Raw genomic sequence first — 21,699 nt, 5'->3', positions numbered from 1 at the left:
CTCCAAGCCCAGCCCCACCCGAACACGGAGATCCGCAGCTAGACCCCATGATCAATCTCAGCGCCAACGGCTGTACCGATGTTCCCCAAGGCCGTACTGCTCCAGCTTGGCGCGCGAGTCGGCGATGTCGAGGTTGCGCATGGTGAGCTGGCCGATCCGGTCCACGGGGCCGAACGCGGAGTCCTCCGTGCGCTCCATCGACAGCTTGTCCGGGTGGTAGCTGAACGCCGGGCCCGTGGTGTCGAGGATCGAGTAGTCCTCGCCGCGCCGCAGCCGCAGGGTGACCTCGCCGGTGACCGCCGAGCCGACCCAGCGCTGGAGGGACTCCCGGATCATCAGCGCCTGCGGGTCGAGCCAGCGGCCCTCGTACATCAGCCGGCCGAGGCGCCGTCCCTCGGCGTGGTACTGCGCGAGGGTGTCCTCGTTGTGGATCGCGTTGACCAGGCGTTCGTACGCGGCGTGCAGCAGGGCCATGCCGGGTGCCTCGTAGATGCCCCGGCTCTTGGCCTCGATGATGCGGTTCTCGATCTGGTCCGACATGCCGAGGCCGTGGCGGCCGCCGACGGCGTTGGCCTCCATCACCAGGTCGACGGCGGAGGCGAACTCCTTGCCGTTGATCGTCACCGGGCGGCCCTGGTCGAAGCCGATGGTCACGTCCTCGGTGGCGATCTCGACCGAGGGGTCCCAGAACCGCACGCCCATGATCGGCTCGACGGTCTCCACGCCCGTGTCGAGGTGCTCCAGTGTCTTCGCCTCGTGCGTGGCGCCCCAGATGTTGGCGTCGGTGGAGTACGCCTTCTCGGCGCTGTCGCGGTAGGGCAGGTCGTGGGCGAGCAGCCACTCCGACATTTCCTTGCGGCCGCCGAGCTCGGTCACGAAGTCCGCGTCGAGCCACGGCTTGTAGATCCGCAGGTGCGGGTTGGCGAGCAGGCCGTAGCGGTAGAACCGCTCGATGTCGTTGCCCTTGAAGGTCGAGCCGTCGCCCCAGATCTGCACGTCGTCCTCGAGCATCGCCCGGACCAGCAGGGTGCCCGTGACGGCGCGGCCGAGCGGCGTGGTGTTGAAGTACGCACGGCCGCCCGAGCGGATGTGGAACGCCCCGCAGGTCAGCGCGGCCAGGCCCTCCTCGACGAGCGCCGCGCGGCAGTCGACCAGCCGCGCGATCTCGGCGCCGTAGGTCTGCGCACGGTCGGGCACCGAGGCGATGTCCGGCTCGTCGTACTGGCCGATGTCGGCGGTGTACGTGCACGGGACGGCGCCCTTGTCGCGCATCCACGCGACCGCGACCGAAGTGTCGAGGCCGCCCGAGAAGGCGATTCCGACGCGCTCGCCGGTGGGGAGGGAGGTGAGGACCTTAGACATGGGAAGAGTATGCACCCTTACGCATGATCATGCAAAGTCGTGTGTCGTGTCGGCTGCGTTCCGTCGGCCGAGCCGCAACGCCGCCCGGCGCGCGGCCGTCCCGGCCGGTGGACCGCGGCCGGTGGACTGCGCCGGGGCTCCCGCGGGTACCCGGGGCCTTCCATGGGCGCGGGCGGCACATCGAGCCGCCGACGGAAGGGCGCCGAGCCAGGAGCGGAGGAGCGGGAATGGGCCGTGGGGCGGCATCGACAGGCGGCGGGGAGGCGGCACGGCTGCGGAAGACGGCCTCGGAGGTGTTCGGCTGGGACACGCTTCTGCCCGAGCAGCTCACCGCCATGGAGTGGGTGATGGAGGGCAGTGACGCCCTGGTCGTCATGCCGACCGGCGCGGGCAAGTCCGCCGTCTACCAGGTTCCCTCGGTGCTGCTGGACGGGCCGGTCGTGGTCGTCTCACCGCTGCTCGCGCTCCAGCGGGACCAGATCGCGAATCTGCCGGACGGTGAGCGTGCGCCCGGCGCGGTCGCCGTGAACTCCGACCTCGGAGTCGCGCAGACGAAGGCGGCCTGGGAGTCCGTGGTCCGCGGAGAAGCCCGGCTCCTGTACCTCTCGCCGGAACAGCTGGCCCGCGAGGACGTGCTGGAGCGGCTCGCCGGGGTGCGCCCCGCCCTGTTCGTGGTGGACGAGGCGCAGTGCGTGTCGTCCTGGGGCCACGACTTCCGTCCCGACTACCTGCGCCTGGCGCACGCGGCGCGGCGGGTGGGCCGGCCACCGGTCCTCGCACTGACCGCGACGGCGGCGCCGCCGGTGCGCAAGGAGATCGTCGAGCGGCTCGGCATGGACCACCCCCGGCTGGTGGTGGCCGGCTTCGACCGCCCGAACATCCGGCTGGAGGCGCGCCGCTTCCTCGGCGAGGAGGACCGGCGCCGGACGGTCGTCGAACGGGCCGCGGCCGAGCCGAAGCCGGGCATCGTCTACGCGGCGACCCGCAAGGACACCGAGCACTACGCCGGGGAGCTGGCCGCTCTCGGACTGGCCGCCGAGGCCTACCACGCCGGGCTGCGCGCCGCTGAACGTTCCCGTGTCCACGACGCGTTCCTGTCCGGTGAGGCCGACGTGATCGTGGCCACCTCGGCGTTCGGCATGGGCATCGACAAGGAGGACGTGCGGTTCGTGCTGCACGCCTCCCTGCCGGGTTCGCTGGACGCCTACTACCAGGAGATCGGCCGTGGCGGCCGGGACGGCGGCCCGGCGCTCGCCGTGCTGCACTACCGGCCGGAGGACACCGGCATGCAGGCGTACTTCGCTGCCCGCTCCCCCAGCCGTGACGTCCTGTCCGAGGTGGCCGACGCCGTCCACGAACGCCGGGCGGACCCCGCCGACGTCGAGGAACTCCGCCAGGAGACCGGGCTGAACCGCAACCGGGTCACGGCGGCGGTGAACCTGCTCGAGGAGGCCGGTGCCGTCACGACCGGTGCGGCGGGCGAGATAGTCCCGGCTCAGTCCACGTCATCGGACGACGCGGTGGACCAGGCCGCCCGCACGGCGGAGGCACACCGCAGGACCGACAGATCCCGGGTCGACATGGCCCGCTCGTACGCCGAGACGACCGGCTGCCGGCGGTACTTCCTGCTCGGCTACTTCGGCGAGGCCTACGAGGCGCCCTGCGGCAGTTGCGACGTGTGCGAGACGAGGAACGACGACGAGCCCGGCGATGGATCGCGGTCCGCGCACCCGGCGGTGGCCGACTTCCCCGTCGGGACCGACGTGCGGCACGGGGAGTGGGGGGACGGGACGGTCCTGAGCGAGGACGGAGACCGCATCACCGTGCTGTTCGACCAGGCCGGGTACCGCACGCTGTCCCTGGAGGCGGTGGCGGGACGCGACGACGTGCTCAGCGTGCTGCGGCGGCCGGGCGAGGAGCAGGCGGTCGTGCCGGGCGAGGAGCAGGCGGTCCTGTGACCCGCGCGGTCGTTCATGTGCGTCAGTCGTTCCCGTGACCCGCGCGGTCGTTCATGTGCGTCAGTCGTTCCCGTGACCCGCGCGGTCGTCGATGTCCGGTCGGTGCCTGCGAGCCGCTCGGACTTGGACGGCTCCGGACCCGCCGACGCCTGTGCGCACCTTCGGAACCGGCCGGCGCCGGTGCTCCACGCGGCGGGCACAAGGTGCCCCGGTCCTCGTCCCGCAGGTCCGCGCACGGACCCGGCCAGGGCGGGCGGGCCGGGTCACCACCGCGTCAGGTGCCCGCGATCCGGGCCGAGTCGGGGCCGACAGAGCCCTCGGCGTCCAGCGGCGCGGAGGGCGTGAGGTGGTTGCGTTCGGCGGCCTCGGTTCCGCGGCGGTCGCCCCGGGTCTCGGCGATCGCCAGATCGACGCAGGCCAGCAGGTCCTCCCGGTCCGCGGCGCGGCGCATGCGATGGGCGGCACTGCCCTCCGCCAGGGCCTCCTCGGTGAGGGCCTCGACGGTCGCCCAGTCCCCGTTGGCCTCGAGCTGCGGGCGTGCGTGGGCGAGAAGGCCGCGGACCACCTGGCCAGCCGGTGCCTCACGGCGGGTCTCCGGGTCGATCAGGCCGTCCTCGAGACCGGACCGGGCGGCCCGCCAGGTCGCGGCACGCAGCCACTCGTGTCGTCCCCGGCAGGAGGCCGCGCCGAGCGCCGCCAGCCGCTCCTCAGCCCCCATCACCAGGGCGCGGAACAGCCCGGCGATGAGCACCACCGTCTCCGCCCGCGGGCAGGAGTCGCAGACGCGCAGCTCCAGGGTCCGCTGGTGCGCGGAGGGCCGTACGTCGTAATAGATCATCCCGGCGTCACTGATGACACCCGTGTCGATGAGTTCGCGCACGGCGGCGTCGTACTCGGCGGCGTTCTCGAAGCAGCCGACGGGACCCGCGGTGGGCCAGCGCTGCCACAGCATCGTGCGCCAGCTCGCGTAGCCGGTGTCGGCGCCCTGCCAGAAGGGCGAGCTGGCGGACAGCGCGAGCAGCGGGGGCAGCCACGGGGAGAGCTCGCACATGACCTGTACGGCCGTGTCGCGGTCCGGCACGTCCACGTGGACCTGGGCACCGCAGATCAGCTGCTCGTCGGCGACCGCGCGGTACTCGTCGACCATGTGGCGGTACCGCATGCCCGGGGTGGCCGGCACGGCCGAGGTACGGCGGACCAGCGGCACCGTGCCGGCGGCCACCACGGCCAGGCCCTGGGCGGTGGCAGCGGTGTCCAGCTGCCGCCGGCTGCCGGTCAGGTCGGCGTGCAGGTCGTCGAGCGACGCGTGCACGGCGCTGTTCGTCTCGACGACGGACTGCTTCAGCTCGGCCGTGAAGGTCCGCTTGGGCAGGCGTTCGAGCAGGGAGCCTGCCCGGGGCACCAGCAAGCCGGTCTCCACCTCGACGACGTGGAACTCCTCTTCCACTCCGATACGCACGCTCACGGCCCCTCCTTGAGGTGACGGGCGACGCCGGGCGGCCCGTTCCGAACATTCGAGCTCCGCCGAGTGCTCGGGGCGGCCTGTGCAACTCGGAGTGCCCAGGCGGCGGTCGAATATGCGTGTCGTGGCGTGCGGGGTGGAAGGGGCCCGGGTGAGCGGGACCGGCGTCCGGCGACCCGGGCGGGACGGAACGGTGCCTCGGCCGCGGCCTGTGGAAGGTGTGAGCCGGAGCGGCCGTCACAGGAAATCCATGATCAGACGCGCTGTGAGGCCGGGCCGGCTGAAGTGCACGGCGTGGGCCGAGGCGGGGACGACGGCGAGCCGGCCGTCGGACGGCTCGGCGGCCACGCGCTCGGCCCAGGGCGCGGGCGCCACGCTGTCACCGGCGCCGCGCACGACGAGGACGGGAACCCGCACCGCGCGCAGCCGGGCCGTGAACGGCCCGAGCGCGTCCCGCCTGGCCTGGCGGAACGCCCCGACGAACCTGGCGACCCCGGTGACCAGGTAGTCCAGGGCGACCAGCGCGAGAAGCGCGAGCGGCTCCTTGGGTGCGTCGAGCAGGAGGCGCAGCAGCTGGCGCCCGGCGGACGGTGCCGTCGCGTCCAGGGCGGGACCCACGAGGACCAGCCGCTGGACCCGCGGTCCCCGCTCGGCGGCGAGGGCCACCGCCACCTGGCAGCCGACCGAGTTGGCCACCACCACGCAGGGCCCGGCATCGGCGGCGGCGTGCCAGCGCAGCAGCGCCCGTACGGTCGTCGCCGTGTCCGGTGCGCGCCGGACGGCGGCACGGGAGCGGGCGCTGCCCGGCAGGTCCGGCACCAGCACACTGCGGCCGACCGCGGCCAGCTCCCTGGCCAGGGGGTAGAAGTAGCGGCCCGAGAGGCCGAGACCGTGGAGCAGTACGACGACGGGTTCCGTCGGCGGCCACGGGCCGAACCGGCGCGTGTACAGTCCGGCGACGCGTGCGGCCTCGCCGTCCCTCTGCCGGTGGGCAACGGTCGACCGCCGCATCGGGCTGCTCCTGGGTCTCGGTTCTTCTCGCCGCACAGGTCGTCCCGAGGGCACCTCCAGGATCCCAGCCCGCCGCCGAGTCCGCCTCGGCAGGCTCGTGGTGGCCGACCGCGGGGTGTCCTAGTCAGCCGGCCACGTACTCCGCGAGGTGCTCGCCGGTGACGGTGGAGCGGGCGGCGACGAGGTCGGCGGGCGTGCCCTCGAAGACGACGCGGCCGCCGTCGTGGCCGGCGCCGGGGCCGAGGTCGACGATCCAGTCCGCGTGTGCCATGACGGCCTGGTGGTGCTCGATGACGACGACCGACTTGCCGGAGTCGACGAGCCGGTCGAGCAGGCCGAGCAGCTGCTCGACGTCGGCGAGGTGCAGGCCGGTGGTCGGCTCGTCGAGGACGTAGACGCCGCCCTTCTCCGACATGTGGGTGGCGAGCTTGAGGCGTTGCCGCTCGCCGCCGGACAGGGTGGTGAGGGGCTGGCCGAGGCTGAGGTAGCCGAGGCCGACGTCGGCCAGACGGGTGAGGATCCGGTGGGCGGCGGGGATGCCGGCGTCGCCCTCGGCGAAGAAGGCCTCCGCCTCCGTCACCGGCATCGCGAGGACTTCGGCGATGTCGCGGCCGCCCAGCCGGTGGTCGAGGACCGACGCCATGAACCGCTTCCCCTCGCACACCTCGCAGGGGACGGCGATGCCGGCCATCATGGCCAGGTCGGTGTAGATGACCCCGGCGCCGTTGCACGTGGGGCAGGCGCCCTCGGAGTTGGCGCTGAACAGCGCCGGCTTGACGCCGTTGGCCTTGGCGAACGCCTTGCGGATCGGGTCGAGCAGTCCGGTGTAGGTCGCGGGATTGCTGCGCCGGGACCCCTTGATGGCTGTCTGGTCCACGGACACCACGCCGTCCCGCCCGGCGACCGAGCCGTGGATGAGCGAGCTCTTGCCGGACCCGGCGACGCCGGTGATCACGGTGAGCACGCCGAGCGGGATGTCGACATCGACGTCACGCAGGTTGTGCTCCTTCGCGCCGCGGATCTCGAGCGTGCCGGTGGACTTCCGCACGTCTTCCTTCAGGGCCGCGCGGTCGTCGAAGTGACGGCCGGTGACCGTTTCGGCGGACCGCAGTCCTTCGACGGTGCCCTCGTAACAGACGGCGCCGCCCGCCGTACCGGCGCCGGGGCCGAGGTCGACGACGTGGTCGGCGATCAGGATCGTCTCCGGCTTGTGCTCCACGACCAGCACGGTGTTGCCCTTGTCGCGCAGCCTCAGCAGCAGGTCGTTCATGCGCCGGATGTCATGCGGGTGCAGTCCGATGGTGGGCTCGTCGAACACGTAGGTGACGTCGGTGAGCGCGGAACCGAGATGCCGGATCATCTTGACGCGCTGCGCCTCGCCGCCCGACAGCGTGCCGGCCGGCCGGTCAAGCGACAGGTAGCCGAGACCGATCTCGACGAACGAGTCGAGGGTCTGCCGCAGCGTGGCGAGCAGCGGAGCCACCGAGGGCTCGTCGAGGCCGCGGACCCATTCGGCCAGGTCGCTGATCTGCATCGCGCACGCGTCAGCGATGTTGATCCTGCCGATCCGTGACGACCTGGCCGTCTCGGTGAGCCGGGTGCCCTCGCACTCGGGACAGGTGGTGAACGTCATCGCCCGCTCGACGAACGCCCGGATGTGCGGTTGCAGGGCTTCCTTGTCCTTCGCCAGGAACGACTTCTGGATCTTCGGGATCAGCCCCTCGTACGTCAGGTTGATGTTGTCGACCTTGATCTTGGTCGGTTCCTTGTACAGGAGGTCGTGGAGTTCCCTCTTGGTGAACTTGCGGATCGGCTTGTCGGGGTCGAAGAAGCCGCAGCCCCGGAAGATCCGGCCGTACCAGCCGTCGACGCTGTACCCGGGGATCGTGAGCGCGCCCTCGCTGAGCGACTTGGTGTCGTCGTACAGCTGCGTCAGGTCGAAGTCGGTGACGGTGCCGCGGCCTTCGCAGTGCGGGCACATGCCACCGGTGACGTTGAAGCTGCGCCGCTCCTTCACCGTCTTCCCGGCCCGTTCGAGCGTGACCGCACCCGCGCCGCTGATCGAGGCGACGTTGAAGGAGAAGGCCTGGGGCGAGCCGATGTGCGGCTTTCCGAGCCGGCTGAAGAGGATCCGCAGCATCGCGTTCGCGTCAGTGGCGGTACCGACCGTGGAGCGCGGGTCGGTGCCCATCCGCTGCTGGTCCACGATGATCGCGGTCGTCAGTCCTTCGAGCACGTCGACCTCGGGCCGGGCCTGCGCCGGCATGAAGGCCTGGACGAACGCGCTGTAGGTCTCGTTGATCATCCGCTGCGACTCGGCGGCGATCGTGCCGAAGACCAGCGAGCTCTTCCCCGAGCCGGAGACTCCCGTGAACACCGTCAGCCGTCGCTTCGGGATCTCGATGCTGACGTCCTTGAGGTTGTTCACGCGCGCGCCGTGCACCCGGATCATGTCGTGGCGGTCGGCGGCGTGCGGCGCGGGCGACTGCGGGTCCGTCCTCGTGGCCATGCTCATCGTGTCTCCATCTGTGGGCGGAGCCGCCGTCGCGGTCTCCGTCGTTGTCACCCGGCTCGTCCGACCGGCCGTGCACGGTACGTCTGCGTCGTCTTCTGGCAGTCACGGTAGGCGGAGCACGGGCGTCGGCGCTTCTCAAATCCTGACCTGGTTCAAGCGCACGGACCCGCCACCCGGGACGGCACCTTCACGGTCGTGCGCACGGTCCGGCGCCGGGGGACACTGGATGTGCCGGCATCAGTGCGCCCGTTGCTCCGGAGTGGACGCGGACGGGCGGGCGCGGACGGGTGGGCGCGGACGGGTGGGCGCGGCAGGCGCAACCCGCGCTCGGCCCGCAGCGGCCGGGTACCTCGCCGCAGTCCGCGCCGACCGGCATGAGACCGTCCTTGGTGAACGCACGCCTCGTCACTCGCGCAGGAGAGCCGGCCGCCGCCGGACCGGGAAGGGTCACATAATGATCATTTTTGGCACCAAGGGGTATCTCTACCAGCTCGCGATACTCACCCTCGTGTGCGGCCGGTGCGGGAATCCCTCCGCGCACACGCTCCGGAAGCGGGTCACCAAGTTCACGCTGTTCTTCGTGCCCCTGTTCCCCTTCTCGACGAAGTACCAGACGCAGTGCACCTTCTGCGGCGCGGAACAGATGGTGACGAAGGAACAGGCGGAGCAGCTCGAGGCGCAGGCGACGAGCGGCGCCGGCGGTCAGCCGTACGGGCAGCCGCAGCAGCAGCCGTACCAGTCCTGATCACGGACGGGACCGGCGGTGACCCGGGGGCGTTTCGCGCCCGGGCCACCGCCGGTTCCGGCTGTCCGACGCGAGCGGCGGACGCCTTGCACGGCCGTCACCCGTCCGCAGACTCCCCGGCCCCGACGGGCTGCCTGTCACCGTCGGCCTCGTAGCGGAGCAGGTCTCCCGGTTGGCAGTCGAGGGCTTCGCAGAGCGCGGCGAGCGTCGCGAAGCGCACCGCCCTGGCGCGGCCGTTCTTGAGCACCGCGAGGTTGGCGGGCGTGATCCCCACCCTCTCCGCGAGCTCCCCCACGGACATCTTCCGCCTGGCCATCATCACGTCGATGTCGACGGTGATCGGCATCAGATCACCTCGTCCAGCTCGGCCTGCAGCTGCGCCGCCTCCCTGTCGCGCGCGACGGCCTGGGCGAGGACTCGGCCGACCTGAGCGGGGTGTCCGGCACACCGACGTCTTCGTCAACGGGCGCCGCCACCACGGCGCCTACGACATCGAGGCCCTGTCCGGAGCGGTGGAGCAGGCCCGGCAGCGGGCACTTGCCGCGCGCTTCTGAACCGGGCCGCACGCTGACGCGGCATCAGGCTCCGGGCGGCCGACAAGCGGCGAACCGGCCGTCGGGCGGCCCCCGTTCACCCGGATTCGGCGAGGAAGCACGAGGACCTCCGGTGCGGCACCGGGCAGTGCCGCACCGGAGGTCCTCGCCGTGGTCACATGCGTCCGGTGCCCGGCCGCTCACGAGCGGGCTTCCAACGGCGCTCGCGAACGGACGTGCGCCGATGCCCGGGATCAGGGTTCACCTGCTGCGCCCCGACGGCTCCTCCTCGACGGAACCCCGGTCCTCACTGGAGACCGGCCGCCCCGAGCCGCCGGACCCCGCTGCCACGCCGGTCGCCGTGCCCTCCGCCCGGTCGCCGTGCCCCGGCCACCACGCGGCGTGGCCGATCAGGGCCGTGAGGCTCGGGGTGAAGAACATGGACATCACGAACGCGGCGACCGCGATTCCGAACGAGACCGCGAAGCCCATCTCCGTGAGCAGGGCATTGCCCGCCAGCATCATCGTGGCGAAGGTCGCCGCGAGGATGAAACCGGCGGCTGCGACGGTCGGACCGGCGTACCGGAGGGCCATACCGGCCGCCTCCCGCGGGTCGCGGCCCTCGCGCGCCTCCTCGCGGAGCCGGGCGATCATGAGGATGTTGTAGTCCGTGCCGATGGCGACCACGAAGAGATACATGATCACCGGAAGCATGAACATCAGACCCGAGTGCCCCTGTCCGCCCTGGAAGATCCAGACGGTGGCACCGAGAGTGGCGCCGAAGCCGAGACCCACCGACGCCATCAGATAGAGGGGGGCGACCACACTGCGCAGCAGCAGCCCCAGAATCACCATGATCAGAAGAGCGGCGACCGGGAAGACCGTCCGGTAGTCGTGGTTGACCGCGGTGCCGATGTCCTTGTAGATCGAGGACATGCCGCCGACGAGGGCCTCGGTGCCTTCGGGCGCGGCGTCGTGGGCGACGTCGCGCACCTCGCCGACTGCGTCGATCGCCTTGTCCGTCGAGGCCTCGTACTCGAGCGTCACGGTGAAGTCCGCCGTGGTGCCGTCCTCGTTCAGCTGGGTCATCCGCGCGTTCGCGACGCCGTCCACGGCGCCGAGCTTCTGCGCGTACGCACCGAAGGCGGTCTTGTCCAGCGGCTTGCCGTCGGAGCTGGACAGGTAGACGTCGGTGGGCGCGGCGGCGCCCGCCGAGTACGCCTTCTGCATCTCGTCCTGGACGACCATGGACTCCTTGGTGTCCGGCATGGACCCCGAAGCCAGGTCGAACGTGGCCTTGTACCCGAACATGCCGAGCGAGAGCGCCACCAGGACGAGACCGGACAGCGCGGCGGTCAGTGCCGGGCGGCGCTGCACCCCGCGGCCGAGAGCGGCGAAGCGGGCGTTCTCCGGTTCCCGTTGCCAGGACTTGGACGGCCAGAAGACCTTGGGCCCGATGAGGGAGACCACGGCCGGGATGAGGGTCAGTCCCGCGACCAGGGTGGCGGCGACCGCGATGGCGAGCGCCGGGCCCATCTGCTTGAGGAACCCGAGGGTGGACAGCACCAGCGCGAGGAACGCGATGATGACGGCCCCGGCGGCCGAGGCGATGGCCTCACCGACCCGGCCGACCGCGTTGACCATGGCCTCCTTCGGTTCCTCGCCGGCACGCAGACGTTCGCGGTAGCGGAACATCAGGAAGAGGAAGTAGTCCGTGCCCACGCCGAACAGCACGACGATCAGGATCGAGGAGATCGAACTGTTCGCCTGGAGGTCGAACAGCTTGGTGGCGTACGCGATCAGCCCGTTCGCGATGGCGGAGACCAGGCCGATCAGGACCAGGGGCAGGACCGCCAGGATCGGTGCCCGGAAGATGATCAGCAGGGTCACCAGGATGATCACGAAGGTGCCGATGCCGATCAGCGCCTGACCCCGGCTGGACGACTCCTCCTGGTCGAGGGCCTGCGCGGCGGAACCACCGAGCTTGACCTCGAGCTGGGTGCCCTTGGTCAGCTTCTTGACGTCCGTGCGCAGGGTTTCAGCCGCGTCGGCCTGTTTGGGCTGGCCGGCGTTCTTGCTGTCCATCTGGACCAGGGTCGTGGTGTACCTGCCGTCTTTGGACGGCCGGCCGGGGACGACCTTCTGCACCTGGTCGATGTGCTTGCTGCCCAGCTCGGAGGTGATGCGGGCGACATCCTTCTTGTCGGCGGCGGTGAGTTTGCCGCCGTCGGTGCGCTGGTACAGGGCGATCGCGGACGGGGTGAAGGCGCTGGGGAACGCCCTCTCCTGAAGATCGGCCGCCTTGATGGATTCATAGCTGCTGGGCAGAAAGCTGCTCTCGTCGCTGCTGGAGGGCAGACTCGGAGCGGTGGCGACGATCGCCACCGCCGCGATCAGCCATGCCACGATCGTCCAGACTGGATGTCGGACGACGGCGTTCCCGATACTTCGGAACATGCGGAAGGTCCTCCTACGCAGGGAGATCACCGCAGCCCGGGGAGCGGTCCCTGGCGACGGCGACCCCGACCGGCACTCTCCACTCGCACCAGTCGATCGGTTGTCTTGGGCTCTGATCGTAGTGACCGCGTCGGGCAAACCTCATGCGGGCCACGGCCGTTGACAGAAATTCGCCTCCGCGACGCGCGCCCGCCCCCAGGGCGCGGGCTTCACGGACGGCGGACTGGCCGAAAAGGTTCCGGTGGTGCGGTCAGTGGGTGATGACGTCGCGGATGCGGCCGCGCGCCCGGTCCTGACCGGAAGCGGTGGGCGGCCGCGCTCCCTGGTCAGCCGTGGGTGCGGGAACCGGCCGCCGCCGATGCCTCTGGCTGGCGCCAGGGTGAGATCTCGTCGTGCTTCGGTTCTCCGCTGGGCAGGGACAGCAGCAGTCCGAGAGGGTACAGGCGGCTGAGGCGGACGGCGGCTGCGGCGACTCCGCAGAGCACGAAGACAGCGATCAGGTGCCAGGCGATGCCGAGCGCGATGCAGCCGAACGCCAGGCCCACGACGGCGGCCAGCATGAGGACCAGGCCACAGGTGGTGACCAGCAGCTTGCGGAAGCGTTTCTTACGGCCGCGTGTCTGTTCCCAGGTGGCGTCGGTGCGGGTCAGGATATCGATGAGCGCCTTGGCATAGACCACGTTGAGGAACTGATCGAAGAGCACTTCCGGCACGATCGCACCGGCGAGCAGCAGGGCCTTCCATCCGCCGCGTTTGGCTGCCCAGACGCGTTCGAAGGCGGCGATCACTGTGACCACGGCCCAGAACCACGGCACTCCGGGAAACCCTTTGGTGGTGGTGTAGTACAGCAGGACGGTGAGGAAGAAGGGGACGAAGGCCACGCTCAGGTAGGTGAGCACTTGCCGGCACATGTACGGCAGCGTGACGCGGGTGAGGCCGTAGGCCCTGAGGTTGTCCAGGGCGCCGCGCTGCCACCTGAGTCGCTGGTAGTAGAGCCGGGAGCAGGTGGGCATGAGTTCGGTGCCCACGATGCAGGCGCAGGGGGACACACAGCGGTATCCCAGGTGTTTGAGTGCGAGGGTCAGTTCGTTGTCCTCGGTCAGCGACTGCACGTCGTAGACGTCGTCCCCCCTGGGCAGGGTGTGCTCGGCGCGGGCTCGCTGGACCTGACGCAGGGCATTGGCCGGGTAGAGGGAGGCTGTGCCGGTCAGGACGTCGGCGCGACCGCGGCGGCGGTGGAGTTCGCGTGCGTAACGCACGTACTCGTTGTCCTGGAGGTGGCAGACCACACCGTGCAGGGGATAGCCGAAGAAGATGGCGCCCACGCCCCCTATGGGCGGGAGGCCGGGTTCCTGCTCGTGCAGGCGGCGGGCTGCCCTGGCGATGAACTCGGAGGACAGCGAGGTGTCGGAGTCCATGATCATGACGGCGTCGTCGTCGGACAGCCGTGGCAGCAGCGCGTCCAGGACCTGATTGAGCGCACCCGCCTTGGCCTGCGTGTTCGCGACCGATTCGACGACCTTGGCGCCGTGGGCCGTGCTGATCTGAGCGGTGCGGTCGGCGCACCGGTCGGCTACGACGATGACCTCGTCCGCGGGTCTGGTCTGGGCCGCGAGTGACTGGAGGGTCTCGGCGATGAGCGCTTCCTCGTCGTGCGCGGGCACCAGCACGACGATCCGTCCAGGACCGGCGCGGCGAAGGTCGGGTATGTGTCCGGGCAGGGTCAGACCCGCGGAGGTGAGATTTCTGCGCTGACGTACGAACGCCGGCCCCCAGGCCTGCTTGCGCGTCTGCCCCCGGGTCGGCTGGCCCACGAGTGACACCTCGACTTCCGGTGGCGCCCGTCGGCCGAGGGGACTTCTTACGCGACGTGGCCCGGGGCAGGAGGTCGCGTTCCTGCCCTGAGGCGCCGGGTTGTCCGAGCGATGGCGGCCGACTGTGGTGCCCTACAGTCGATTCTCCCCGGCCGGGGCGGCCCGGCAAGTGGATCACTGCGGTCGGGCCGCGTCCCTGCCGGTCAGAAGCCCTTGACGAAGTCGAGTACGTACCACTTGCTCGTGGTGGCGTTGTAGATCGCGGTGAGGAAGTCCCGTTTGCCGGCTGTCGTCGTGAGGGTGACGGTGGGGATGGTGGTGCCCCGCACGAAGGCCGAGCTGAGGGTGAGCGTGCGGTTTCCGGTGGCGTCCTGGATGAGTTCCCAGGTGACGCGTTGACCGTTGGTGGGGTTGGTCGGTGTGCCCAGGGTTCTGTTGCCCTGGAGGGTGACGCGGAAGAGGTTGCCGAGGGCCGCGTTGGTGGCGATGGTGGGGGCGTCGGTGAGGGTGACGGGGGCGGGGTTGACCTTGGCGTCGACGTAGTCCTTGCGCGCCAGATGGTCGGCCGAGGTCGGCGCCGTGCCGGAGGAGACGCTGCCTTCGTAGTAGGCCGAGTCCGCGCCGTAGACGAAGCCGGCGGCGACGGTGCCGCCGGCGGTGTCGTTGATGATGTTGGTGTTGCCCGCCAGCGACAGGGGTTTCACGTTGCTGCAGTCGCCGAGGGTGGCGGAGCAGCTGGAGTCGACTTTGATCGAGTTGACCGCCGTGCCGGTGGGGGTGTTCTCGGCGAAGCCGAGGATGCTGACGGCTCGGGCGCCGCCGGTGACCCAGATGCTGACGTTGGGGCTGTTGTAGGTGAACGGGTTGAACAGACCCACGCCGATCGCCGCGTTGATCTTCCAGCTGTAGCCGTCGTAGCCGGTGCCCCGGTTGACCGCGGACTCGGCTCCGCATCCGGTGAAACTGATGCCCTGGCTTCCGATGCCGGTCACCTCGTAGCCGATGCCGCAGTGGTCCGCGGCGCAGCCGACGAAGGAGCAGTAGGCCATGGTGTCGAGACGGAAGCCGGCGTTGGTGACGATGTCGGCGTAGCACGAGATGAACGAGCAACTCGTCCCGGCCGCGCCCTGGGAGACACCGTGGATGTCCCAGCCGTGGTTGCCGTTGTTGGCCGACGTCACTCCGGTGAACGTGGACACGATCGGGTTGGACAGTTCGATGCCGGTGTTGCCGAAGAACTTCACCGTCATCCGTGAGAACGTCAGGGAGACGGTCGCGGGGTTCGCCGATCGCGTGAGCAGAATCCCCTTACCGCTGCCGCTGCCCGGCCCCTGGACGGTGAGGTCCTCGATGGTCAGTCTCGTGATGTCCGAGCCGGTGAGGCCGTGGGCCGTCGTGCTGGTCTGCGAGATCACCGACGAGCCGTCGCTGACGCCTTGCAGGATCAGGTTGGAGCGGGTCACCAACGCGGAGGAGATCTTGTAGGTGCCCGCGGGGAAAACGACGGTTCCGCCGGAGGAGGGCACCGCGTTGATCGCGGACTGGATTGCGGTGGTGTCATCGGTGACGCCGTTGGCGGTCGCACCGTAGTCCAGGACGTTGAACCAGTAACTGGTGGCCATGATGGTCTCCGTCGCTTGCGTCGTCGACGCGGGGTGCTGATCTGGGAGCAGCGGGTCTCCGGATTCGGTACCCGACCCAGTAGATGCGATCAGAGCGAAGGCGAGGGCACGATTGCCGGCCTGCCGTCCGATTACGCTACAGATGCGACTGATTACAAAATGCCAGCATAGCGACGCAGGAAGGACCCGTAAAGTACTTGCATATCTGTACATGCGTCCATCGATCTGGCGATCGACGATGGCCGCCGCCCGTCGCCTTGGTGACGTGAGGGTCCGGTACCCCGGGGACGCGGACGCCCCCGGGGCCGTGGTCAAGTCGGCACTGCTGCTGGGGAGGACGTCAGCCGACGGTGACCAATTCGCGCGGAACCGATCCGGTCCGTCCGACGAGCGCCGCGCCGAAGTTGCCTTCCACCTCCGCCTTTTCGGCAGCGTTCGGATAGGGGTTCGTGCACGCCACACCCGCGCTGGAGCCCGACATCAGGCTGGAGCAGGGTCCTGGCTTGCGATCGGGCAGCCCCAGGATGTGCCCGAGTTCATGGGAGGAGATACGGATCGTGTTGTAGCCCTGGTTCACGGCCTCCCTGCCGATGTAGACGGTTCCGTTGCCGAGGGAGGTGGTCAGGGCGCGGGGCCAGCCGTTGTCCGCGAGAACCCGGATGTTGGCGCGCTGTCCGGACGCGACAGGGCGCAGTTCGACGCCGTCGACGCTCTCGTTCCAGATGGCGGCGCCCCGGTCCACCGCGGACCTGAACTCGGCGGAGCCACTCGCGTCATAGGTGACGACGCGAGCCGCTGACACGGATTCGGCACTCGGTGACGGCGCGGCAGCGGCTTGGCCGCCGAGCAGAGGCAGGGACAGCAGCAGAGCGGCAGCCAGACCGCCGGTCGTGGTTCGGACGTGCATGGTCGACCTCCTTGTGGGGGTAGGCAGTCGTGCACATGACATTCCCTGAGTCCCTCCCCCAGGCGAACAAAAGCCAATCCGTCATTCCGGCCACCGATGTGACGCCTCGTGAGTCCGCGCAACGGTCCGCCCGGCCGGGACATCGCCCGATCAGCCCTGTTCCCGCTCCACGGGAAGCCACAGCTCCGCGTCCGCTGCCGTGCCCTCCGGTGACAGGCGCGTCCGCAGGATCTCGGGGCCGGGGCGACTACGGTACGGGTTGGACGGAAACCACTCGGTGAACACGTCTCGCCACAGGTACTGGATCGCCTCCGGTACGGGTCCCGAGGTGGTGAAGACCGCCCAGGTGCCGGCCGGGACCCCAAGGGTGGACGCACCTTCCGGGGCGGCTTCGGAGGTGATCACCCCCTGGTAGTAGTCGAGTTCGGTGCCCTCGGCGCGGCTCGGATCCAGGTCGTCGCAGATCGCGAGGATGCCGTGCGGCTCCTGGTCCGAGACCTTCTCCAGGTGCTCCAGCGTCTGCCGTTCGATGCCGCGCACGAATTCGATGATCGCCTGGTTCGGTCCCGTGTGCACCAGTGGCACGCGGGCCTTGAAGCCGACGACGCTGAAGTCCGGTTTGTCCACGACGCGGTAGCGCATGCTGCTGTTCCCTTCGACTGTGAGGCGGAAGGCCAACCGGGGCTGGGACACGAGGGAGGCACCGACGCGCCTGGCCTCGCCAGGACCGACACCGTGCATGGCCCGGAACGCCCGGGCGAACGCCTCGCCCGAGCCGTAGCCGTAGCGCACGGCGATGTCCAGCAAGGACTCGCGCCCCGAGAGCACTTCGGCGCCCGCGACAGTCAGCCGTCGGCGCCGGACGTACTCCGACAACGGCATCCCCGCGAGTGCCGAGAACATCCGGCGCAGGTGATATTCCGACGTGGCCGCGACCCGTGCCAGCTCCGCCACGTCGACGGGCTGGTCCAGGTGACGCTCGATGTGCTCCATGGACTGGTTGAGCCGCTCCAGCACGCCCGGTCTCCTTCCTTCGTTCCGATCACCACGCTAGGCAGCGTGCTTCCTGCCGGACCCGACATTCCGTGCCCGGTCCGGTCGGGTGACCGCGGCTGCCGGGCGTGCGCCGGCGCCTGCTCGGGTGGCTGTCCGCACGGGCGGGACCGGGCGGGTGACGGGGCCACCGGGAGCACCGGGCGCCACCCGCCCGGTCGACCCGACGTGCGGCGGACCGTCGGCTGGGCAACAGTCGTGGCAGTCCCTCACTCGAAGGAGAATTCCATGCTTCGGCGTATTTCCCTGGTGCTGGTCGGTCTGGCCGCTGTCGGCTTCCTCGCCGCGTCCCCCGCTGCCGCCCATGACTCGGACATCGACGGCGGCTGGGTGGACGGCAGCCACGTCCGCGTGGGCGACATCGTGGTCAAGACCTTCGACGCCGGTTCCTTCCACGTCGGCTGACCGACGCGGCGGCGAAAAGGCCGATGGCTACTCCCTGGAGGCGCTCATCGGCCTTTTCGCCGTCTTCCGCCGGTGGCCTGCACGGAGCCCCGACCCGGGGCACCGCGCCGCCTCGACGGAGCATCGAGGGCACGGGACGGCCGTCTGCGCGCCTTGATCTGGACATCACGCGATCCGAGGTCAGGGCAGAGTGAGGATGCGGGGGCCGTCCTCGGTGATGGCGACGGTGTGTTCGAAGTGGGCGGCCCGGCTGCCGTCGATGGTGCGCAGGGTCCAACCGTCGGGGTCGGTGTAGTAGTCGTTGTGTCCTCCGGCCATGAGCATGGGCTCGATGGCGAGGGTGAGGCCGTGGCGCAGGGGGAACCCGCGGCCGGGCCGTCCGTGGTTGGGGACGTGGGGGTCTTCGTGCATCTGGCGGCCGATGCCGTGGCCGCCGAAGTCCGCCGGCATGCCGCAGCCGGCCTTGCGGGCGACCGTGCTGATGGCATGGGAGATGTCGCCGATCCGGTGGCCGACGGCGGCGGCGGCGATCCCGGCGTCCAGGGCCTGCTGCGTGGCGGCGACGAGTTCGAGGTCTGCCGGGCGAGCGGTGCCGACGGTGAAGCTGATCGCGGCGTCGCCGGTCCAGCCGCCGAGTTCGGCGCCGCAGTCGACGCTGACCAGGTCACCGTCGCGCAGGCGGTAGTCGCCGGGGATGCCGTGTGCGACGGCGTCGTTGACGGACGCGCAGATCACGGCCGGGAAGGGGACGGGCGCGAAGGAGGGCCGGTAGCCCAGGAACGGAGAACGTGCACCGGCCTCGGCGAGGACGGCGCGGGCGGCTTCGTCGAGCTCCCGCAGACGCACTCCCACGGCCGCCGCCGCACGGGCGGACGCAAGCGCGTCCGCCACGACGCGTCCGGCTTCTCGCATCGCCTGCAGTGCCGTGTCGGTCTTGATTTCCACCATGTGTCATGGCTCCTAGCCGTGCGACGTCGCCCAATACTTATACCGGTATTAGTATCACGGGCATGGTGAGAGTTCCTTTGAGTCCGCAGGAGCGGCAGCGCGGAGAGCGCTTCGGCATCCTGCTGCGCCGGGCCCGCGGCGACCGCAGCATGGTCGACGTGGCGGCGGCCGCCGGGGTGTCCGCGGAAACCCTCCGCAAGATCGAGACCGGCCGGGCCCCGACACCGGCCTTCTTCACCGTGGCGGCGTTGGCCCACGCACTGAACCTGTCACTCGACGAGCTGGCCGCCGCCTGCGCGAAGGACGCCGGGGACGGCGAGGAAGCCATGTCTGCGTGAGCGGACGGGCGCCGACCGACCTTGAACGCGGACGTCCCTGACGTAGTACGCCAGCGCCCACCGTGACCGCGGCCGGGGCGCTGCGCCGGCCACCGGATCAGCCGTTCCGCACGCCGGTGGCGCTCCGTATCGGGAAGGTGTTCCCGGCCTTCGGAGCCGTCATGTGCACCGGCTTCCCGAAATCCGAGAGGACCATGGTCGCGGTCACGCTCGTACCTGACATGTTCAGGGTCATCCGGGTCTGCACCGGACTGGATTCTCCACAGGTCCGGGGCGAGTACTCGGTCTGACCGCCACTGACCGGATGCGTCCTGCGTGTCCCGAACTGGTACGAGTTCCGCGCGGACATGGGGGACCGCGGACCCGTCTCGCGAATGAATCCCATGAGCGTGCGCCGGGAGCCGGCGATGGGTGACGGACACGTGCTGTCAGTACAGGCACGACCGCACGGCAGCGACGGGTCAGCCGTCGCGGCCCGTGCGGCCGTGCTGCTGCCGTGCGGTCGGGCTGCCGTGCGGTCGTGTGGTTGGGCTGCCGTGCGGTCGGGCCGGGTTCCGGTCAGGCCTTCAGGACGACCTTCTCGCACTTGTCCTGCTTGTTCTTGAAGATGTCGTAGCCGTGGGGCGCTTCACTGAGCGGCATGGTGTGGGTGATCACTCGCGTCGGGTCGATCTCTCCCCGCTCGATGCGCTCCAGGAGGGGCTTCATGTACCGCTGGGCGTGGCACTGCCCGGTGCGCAGGGTCAGCGACCTGTTCATCCAGGCCCCGGCCGGGAACTTGTCGACGAAGCCGCCGTAGACGCCGACCACCGAGACGATGCCTCCGCTGCGGCACGACATGATCGCCTGACGCAGTACGTGCGGACGGTCGGTCTCCGAGCGCGCGGTCTGCTTGGCCTTGTCGTAGAGGTGAACGTGTCCCGAGCCGTGGGTCGCCTCCAGGCCCACTGCGTCGATGCACTTGTCCGGCCCGCGCCCGCCCGTCAGGTCCAGCAGGGCCGAACGCACGTCGACGTCCTCGAAGTTGATGGTGGTGTAGCCCTCGGCGGCGGCCATGTCGAGCCGGTAGCCCACCTTGTCGATCGCGATGACCTTCGCCGCGCCGAGCATCCGGGCACTGTCCATGGCGAACTGCCCCACCGGTCCCGCGCCCCACACGGCGACCACGTCCCCGTCCTGGATGTCGCACATCTCGGCGCCCATGTACCCGGTCGGGAGGATGTCGGAGAGGAACAGGACCTGCTCGTCGGAGAGGTTGGACTCGATCTTCAGCGGGTTGAAGTCGGCGAAGGGCACGCGCGCGTACTCCGCCTGGCCTCCGGCGTAGCCGCCGGTGAGGTGCGAGTAGCCGAAGATCCCCGCCGTGGGGTGGCCGAAGAGCTTCTCCGCGATGCCCGCGTTGGGGTTGGAGTTCTCGCAGCAGGAGTACAACTCCGCCTGGCACGCGGCGCAGGAGCCGCAGGCGATCGGGAACGGCACCACGACACGGTCGCCGACCTGGAGCTTGCTGCCGTCGACTCCGGGGCCCACCTCGACGACCTCGCCCATGAACTCGTGGCCCAGGATGTCCCCCTTCTGCATGCTGGGGACGTACCCGTCGAGCAGATGGAGGTCGGATCCACAGATCGCCGTCGAGGAGACCTGGATGATGGCGTCACGCCTGTTGAGGATCGACGGGTCGGGGACCTTCTTGACCTTGACCTTGTTCTTTCCCATCCAGCAGGTCGCCTTCACGACAGTGCCTCCTTGAGCTCGGCCTTGGTGAGCGGCTGGGCGGGGTGCTGGGGGAACTCCTCGCGGGCCCGCTTGCCACCCGGCGCCCCTTCCGAACGGACTACCTCGCCCGTCTCCACGACCTGCTTGAACCGGCGCAGGTCGTCGTCGAGTTGCTGGGAGGGTTCCTCACCGAAGTAGCGCGCCACGGCCTTGCCGAGCGCGCGGCCCGGGACGTCGTAGCGGAGGGTGACGTGGACCTCGGTCCCCCGGCCGCCGGGCGCGGGGACGAACCGGACCTCGCCGGAGTTGTCGATGTCGGCGCCCTCCAGGGACCGCCAGGCCAGGATCTGCCCGGGTACGTCCTTGACGATCTCGGCGTCCCACTCCACGCTGGTGCCGAACGGTGCGGACGCCTTCCAGTGACTGATGCGCCCTCCGGTGGACCGCACCTCGTCCAGGTGGGCCATGAAGGTCGGCAGCCGGTCCAACTGCTGCCAGTGCGCGTACACCTCCTGCGGAGATCGGATCACGGTCGTGCTTGCGGTGAGTTCCATGGGCATGCTCCTGCTCGAACGGGTCACGGCCGCGTAGACGTCGGTGGCGGCGATCGCCGCGACCGCCGCGGTGGCGAGTGCGGTGCGGCCGCTCCTGCGGCCGTCGTGGTTCTTCAGTGCTCCGGCCAGCAGCGTCAGGTCGATGACGTCGCCACCGACACGGCCCCACAGCCAGGCGGGGCGGGGGGGGGGGGGGGGGGGGGGGGGCGTCGTCCCCTCTCGTGTTCCCCCCCCCGCGATGGGTAAGGGGGGGGGGGGGGTATTTGTTTCCTCCCCGGCCCTCTGGAAGAGGAAGAGGG

Annotated in this window: 16 protein-coding genes and 2 pseudogenes; 5 read left to right on the top strand and 13 right to left on the bottom strand. The window is 70.2% G+C overall.

The features are described 5' to 3' along the window. Window positions 1–84: 84 nt before the first annotated feature. Window positions 85–1,362, bottom strand: a pseudogene (argG, locus tag AC069T_RS34265) (argininosuccinate synthase); the annotation flags it as partial. Window positions 1,363–1,589: 227 nt separating this feature from the next. Here argG and AC069T_RS34260 point away from each other — a divergent pair. Then, window positions 1,590–3,320 (top strand): RecQ family ATP-dependent DNA helicase, encoded by a 1,731-nt coding sequence (locus AC069T_RS34260; protein WP_478786456.1) that lies wholly within the window; start codon window positions 1,590–1,592, stop codon window positions 3,318–3,320. A gap of 274 nt (window positions 3,321–3,594) precedes the next feature. Here AC069T_RS34260 and AC069T_RS34255 read toward each other — a convergent pair whose 3' ends face one another. The 3 genes from AC069T_RS34255 to AC069T_RS34245 all read right to left on the bottom strand — a co-directional run bounded on the left by AC069T_RS34255 (window position 3,595) and on the right by AC069T_RS34245 (window position 8,308). After that, window positions 3,595–4,785 carry a carboxylate-amine ligase gene (locus AC069T_RS34255; protein ID WP_478786455.1) on the bottom strand — a complete coding sequence of 397 codons (1,191 nt, stop codon included), beginning with the start codon at window positions 4,783–4,785 and terminating at the stop codon, window positions 3,595–3,597. 234 nt (window positions 4,786–5,019) lie between these two features. Further along, on the bottom strand, window positions 5,020–5,793 hold the full coding sequence (locus tag AC069T_RS34250) for an alpha/beta fold hydrolase (protein WP_478786454.1): 774 nt from the start codon (window positions 5,791–5,793) through the stop codon (window positions 5,020–5,022). 124 nt (window positions 5,794–5,917) lie between these two features. Then, the gene (locus AC069T_RS34245) at window positions 5,918–8,308 is read right to left on the bottom strand and encodes an ATP-binding cassette domain-containing protein (protein WP_478786453.1); all 2,391 of its coding nucleotides are present in this window, start codon (window positions 8,306–8,308) and stop codon (window positions 5,918–5,920) included. Between the two features lie 454 nt (window positions 8,309–8,762). Here AC069T_RS34245 and AC069T_RS34240 point away from each other — a divergent pair, with 454 nt between their 5' ends. After that, window positions 8,763–9,053 carry a zinc-ribbon domain-containing protein gene (locus AC069T_RS34240; protein WP_478786452.1) on the top strand — a complete coding sequence of 97 codons (291 nt, stop codon included), beginning with the start codon at window positions 8,763–8,765 and terminating at the stop codon, window positions 9,051–9,053. Window positions 9,054–9,150: 97 nt separating this feature from the next. On the opposite strand, the gene AC069T_RS34235 is transcribed toward AC069T_RS34240, so the two are convergent. After that, on the bottom strand, window positions 9,151–9,399 hold the full coding sequence (locus tag AC069T_RS34235; RefSeq protein ID WP_478786451.1) for a helix-turn-helix domain-containing protein: 249 nt from the start codon (window positions 9,397–9,399) through the stop codon (window positions 9,151–9,153). Window positions 9,400–9,413: 14 nt separating this feature from the next. On the opposite strand from AC069T_RS34235, the pseudogene AC069T_RS34230 reads away from it, so the two are divergent. After that, a pseudogene (locus AC069T_RS34230) lies at window positions 9,414–9,607 on the top strand (DsbA family protein); the annotation flags it as partial. 240 nt (window positions 9,608–9,847) lie between these two features. Here AC069T_RS34230 and AC069T_RS34225 read toward each other — a convergent pair. The 5 genes from AC069T_RS34225 to AC069T_RS34205 all read right to left on the bottom strand — a co-directional run bounded on the left by AC069T_RS34225 (window position 9,848) and on the right by AC069T_RS34205 (window position 17,403). Continuing rightward, window positions 9,848–12,043 carry an MMPL family transporter gene (locus AC069T_RS34225; RefSeq protein WP_478786450.1) on the bottom strand — a complete coding sequence of 732 codons (2,196 nt, stop codon included), beginning with the start codon at window positions 12,041–12,043 and terminating at the stop codon, window positions 9,848–9,850. Window positions 12,044–12,369: 326 nt separating this feature from the next. Beyond that, window positions 12,370–13,857 (bottom strand): glycosyltransferase family 2 protein, encoded by a 1,488-nt coding sequence (locus AC069T_RS34220; RefSeq protein WP_478786449.1) that lies wholly within the window; start codon window positions 13,855–13,857, stop codon window positions 12,370–12,372. 203 nt (window positions 13,858–14,060) lie between these two features. Next, window positions 14,061–15,479: a glycosyl hydrolase family 28-related protein gene (locus tag AC069T_RS34215; RefSeq protein WP_478786448.1), complete on the bottom strand. Its 1,419-nt coding sequence runs from the start codon at window positions 15,477–15,479 to the stop codon at window positions 14,061–14,063. Window positions 15,480–15,819: 340 nt separating this feature from the next. Further along, the gene (locus AC069T_RS34210; protein ID WP_478786447.1) at window positions 15,820–16,386 is read right to left on the bottom strand and encodes a snapalysin family zinc-dependent metalloprotease; all 567 of its coding nucleotides are present in this window, start codon (window positions 16,384–16,386) and stop codon (window positions 15,820–15,822) included. Window positions 16,387–16,536: 150 nt separating this feature from the next. Further along, window positions 16,537–17,403, bottom strand: coding sequence for an AraC family transcriptional regulator (locus AC069T_RS34205; protein WP_478786446.1), 867 nt, complete (start codon window positions 17,401–17,403; stop codon window positions 16,537–16,539). A 264-nt stretch (window positions 17,404–17,667) separates the two neighbouring features. On the opposite strand from AC069T_RS34205, the gene AC069T_RS34200 reads away from it, so the two are divergent. After that, entirely contained in the window at window positions 17,668–17,844 is a 177-nt protein-coding gene (locus tag AC069T_RS34200) for a hypothetical protein (protein ID WP_358855848.1), read from the top strand. Between the two features lie 180 nt (window positions 17,845–18,024). On the opposite strand, the gene map is transcribed toward AC069T_RS34200, so the two are convergent. Beyond that, on the bottom strand, window positions 18,025–18,792 hold the full coding sequence (map, locus tag AC069T_RS34195) for a type I methionyl aminopeptidase (RefSeq protein WP_478786445.1): 768 nt from the start codon (window positions 18,790–18,792) through the stop codon (window positions 18,025–18,027). 62 nt (window positions 18,793–18,854) lie between these two features. Here map and AC069T_RS34190 point away from each other — a divergent pair, with 62 nt between their 5' ends. Next, complete coding sequence (locus tag AC069T_RS34190) at window positions 18,855–19,130, top strand: helix-turn-helix domain-containing protein (RefSeq protein ID WP_478786444.1); 276 nt, start codon at window positions 18,855–18,857, stop codon at window positions 19,128–19,130. A gap of 558 nt (window positions 19,131–19,688) precedes the next feature. Here the strand turns inward: AC069T_RS34190 and AC069T_RS34185 are convergent. Together AC069T_RS34185 and AC069T_RS34180 are read right to left on the bottom strand one after the other, a co-directional pair. After that, window positions 19,689–20,864, bottom strand: a complete 1,176-nt coding sequence (locus tag AC069T_RS34185; protein WP_478786443.1) for a zinc-dependent alcohol dehydrogenase — start codon at window positions 20,862–20,864, stop codon at window positions 19,689–19,691. After that, the gene (locus AC069T_RS34180) at window positions 20,861–21,400 is read right to left on the bottom strand and encodes an SRPBCC family protein (protein WP_478786442.1); all 540 of its coding nucleotides are present in this window, start codon (window positions 21,398–21,400) and stop codon (window positions 20,861–20,863) included. Before AC069T_RS34180 ends, AC069T_RS34185 begins: the two co-directional genes overlap by 4 nt. Between the last annotated feature and the right edge of the window lie 299 nt (window positions 21,401–21,699).

Source organism: Streptomyces sp. NPDC043867, assembly GCF_056435845.1.
This window is presented reverse-complemented; position numbering and strand designations above follow the sequence as displayed.